Raw genomic sequence first — 3,014 nt, 5'->3', positions numbered from 1 at the left:
TCTTGTCCTTCTAAAGCAAGGACAAGAAGAGATTTTAGGGAATAGGATGAAATCTGGTTTAAAAGCTGCACTTGATAACCAATTAGTACAGGCAAAAAAAATTAAGTTAATCTTTGAAAATGATTATTATGAGCCTTCAGTTGCTCGTCAAAAAACACAACAGTTAATTCAATCTGGCATTTTTTTGATGATTGGAAATGTCGGTACACCCACCGCAAAACAAACATTGCCAATTTTAAAGGAAAATAATATTCCTGCCATTGGTTTTTATACTGGTTCTGAACTTTTGCGATCGCAATCTGAACTAATTATTAATTATCGTGCAACTTATGCAAAGGAAATAGAAACTGTAGTTAAAATGGCTTTAAAATTTGGGGTAAAACCCTCTGAAATCTGTGCTTATGTTCAAGATGACAGCTATGGTATATCGGGATTAAAAGGAGTCAGACACGCTTTAGTAAAAGCAAAGGTTGAAGAGAATATCTTACGTCCCTATGACCAAGTTTTAGAGTATAAAGAAAAGGGAAATAAAGACAATCCTTTCCTTAGCCCCGTAGGATTTTATCCCCGTAATACTCCCTATGTAAAAGAAGGTTATAATTCATTAAAAAAGTGGGAAAAAAGCACAGGAATAAACTGTAGATTAGTCGTCACAGCAGGAACTTCTACTAATATCGCACGATTTATTAAGTTAGCTCAAGAGAAAAGAGAGGATTGGGTCATTTCGTCCCTGTCATTTGCTCATGCAGAGGAATTACAGTTTGACTTAGAAGAATACGGTGTCAAAGAGAAAGTGATTATCACAGAAGTTGTTCCCTCATTAGACTCCAATCTACCTATTGTTCAAGAAGCAAAATCCAAGCTAAAAAACGAGTTTGATCGTGTATCTTTAGAAGGATATATTGTAGGAAAAATGACTTTAAAAATTCTCAGAGCAATACCAGGAAAAATTAATCGTGAAAGCTTTTTAAAACAGGTTGCTATTTCCAAATTCGATCTAGGTGGTATTGCAATTGATTTAACTCAAGGCAGAACTCAGTCCTCTGAGCTTGTTTCAATAACTGTTCTTACCCCTCAAGGATTTAAACATTTAAAGCAAGATAAATTAAGGGATATATTTCAATAATTATTGATTATTATTGGTTTTTTTATCGGAAAAATAACTAATGGATAAAAGAGAAAAAAATTTACTAGAAGAAATGAGTAATCCTGAGTCTCTCAATTCTGAAAAATCTAAAAGCAGTCCTGAAAAGACTAGATTAAAAGAACCTAAATTATTGAACCCCATTTCTATTGTAGACGCCAAAATTTATGATTTTGTTGAATGGCTGCAAGATTTATCTTTCTTTAAGTTAACAGTTATGTTAAGTGAGGGCGCACTGTTGTTGGCCGTGGTATCTTATGTGATTACCATACCTGCTCGAAACGAACAGAAGATACAAGAAGCTCGAAATGTTCTGCGTGAAGAATCTGGCCATGAATATAGTGACGCACGGATTGCTGCCCTGAAAGTTTTAAATAATAAAAGTTGCCAAGGTAATCCAGGACTAAAAGCACCTAAAGCAAAAATGCCTAATCTTACCCTTAATCCTTGCCAATCTTTATCTTTCAGTCAGGGTTCACTGAAGGTTAATAAATATTCAATGGATCTCTCCCATTCAAATTTAGAAGAAGCTGATCTCTCAGGTGCAAGTCTTGTCGGAATTAATTTACGAGGGAGTAATCTCCAGGGTGCAAATTTGGCCAAGGCTAATTTAAAAGGTGCGGATCTAACGGGTGCCCAATTACAGGGTGCGAATTTAGCACAAGCCAACTTAAAGAAAGCCATACTCCAAGATAGTAATTTAGATAATAGTAATTTGTATGGAGCTAACCTTCAAGCAGCCAATTTCTCTGAAGCTAGTCTAGTCAAGATTAGAGCCTTATGGGCTAATTCCCGTAATGCTATTTTCCATCGAGCCAAATTACAATCAGCGAATTTTAATCGAGCAGATTTAAGGGGGGCTGATTTTTATAAAGCTAATCTAGAGAATGCCACCTTGCGTTTTGCCGATTTAAGTAGCACGACTAAAGCCACAGGAGCGCAATTAAAGCCCACTAATCTGCGAGAAACCGAATTAAAAGGGGCCGATCTGTGGGGAGCAAAAATGTGGTCAACATTTCAAATTAAACGGTCTAAAAATTGGCAGGAAACTACTAAGATGCCTAATTGGGAACAGCAGATCGAACAAGAACGATTACCTCGTTTACGGATAGCTTTGCTCAAACCAGAAACTGGTCAAAGTCTTTCCGATGCCTATGAATTGGGGATGCGTCGTGCTGCTAACCGTCGTGTGGAAATTTGGGGGATTTCTCATTCCAGTGGTGTGGAGAACGAAGCCAAAATAATTAAGCAGTTGATCGATGATGGTATGGATGGGATTATCTTAACACCTGAAGATCCCGTTGACTCACTTCCTGCGCTGAAAAAGGCTAGCGATGCTGGAGTGGCTATTATCACTGTAGATTTCTGCTTCGATTTTATCAAAGCAGAAGATTTAGCCATTGCTTGCTTTAATACAAATAGTTTCCAAATGGGCTATGATTCAGGCCAATACATAGCACAATGGACTCAAAAGAATTTACTGCCCAATTCCTCCTCAAGACAATCGGTTCAAATTGCCTTGGTTGATGGTGCTGTCTACGATCGCTACTACCCCTATCTTCAAGGGGTATCAAAAGCGATAAATGAATCGAATGTCTCGTTTGAAATTGTTGACTCCGTTAGCGTTACTTCTACCAGGGATATTATAAAGGTTAAAAAACTACTTAAAAATAATCCTAATGTTCAGATACTTTGGGGAGGGTCAAATCTAGCAACGGAGACTGCACTTACATGCCCAACCAACTTCCCAACCAACTCCAGAAGCCACTATGGAAGAAATTTTTCCTGTGTTGTACCCTGTTGTCGGAGATAGTCTAACAGACGTAACCTCTCGTCAATTCAAAGCCTACATGTGGATGGTGGAAGATGA

General features: G+C 37.7%; 2 protein-coding genes. Both read left to right on the top strand.

Annotated features, from left to right (window positions below; all coding sequences use genetic code 11):
* A partial coding sequence (locus F6K13_RS25970; protein ID WP_287288846.1) for an ABC transporter substrate-binding protein occupies positions 1-1,126 on the top strand: 1,126 nt, incomplete at its 5' end.
* 40 nt (positions 1,127-1,166) lie between these two features.
* Positions 1,167-2,957, top strand: coding sequence for a pentapeptide repeat-containing protein (locus F6K13_RS25965; protein WP_287288844.1), 1,791 nt, complete (start codon positions 1,167-1,169; stop codon positions 2,955-2,957).
* The last annotated feature ends 57 nt before the right edge of the window (positions 2,958-3,014 follow it).

Origin of the sequence: Okeania sp. SIO2B9 (assembly GCF_010672505.1) — a bacterium.
GTDB classification, from domain to species: domain Bacteria; phylum Cyanobacteriota; class Cyanobacteriia; order Cyanobacteriales; family Microcoleaceae; genus Okeania; species Okeania hirsuta.
This window is presented reverse-complemented; position numbering and strand designations above follow the sequence as displayed.

Coding starts and splice junctions, on each gene's coding strand:
- F6K13_RS25965 (WP_287288844.1), top strand. CDS start 1,167: ATGGATAAAAGAGAAAAAAATTTACTAGAAGAAATGAGTAATCCTGAG.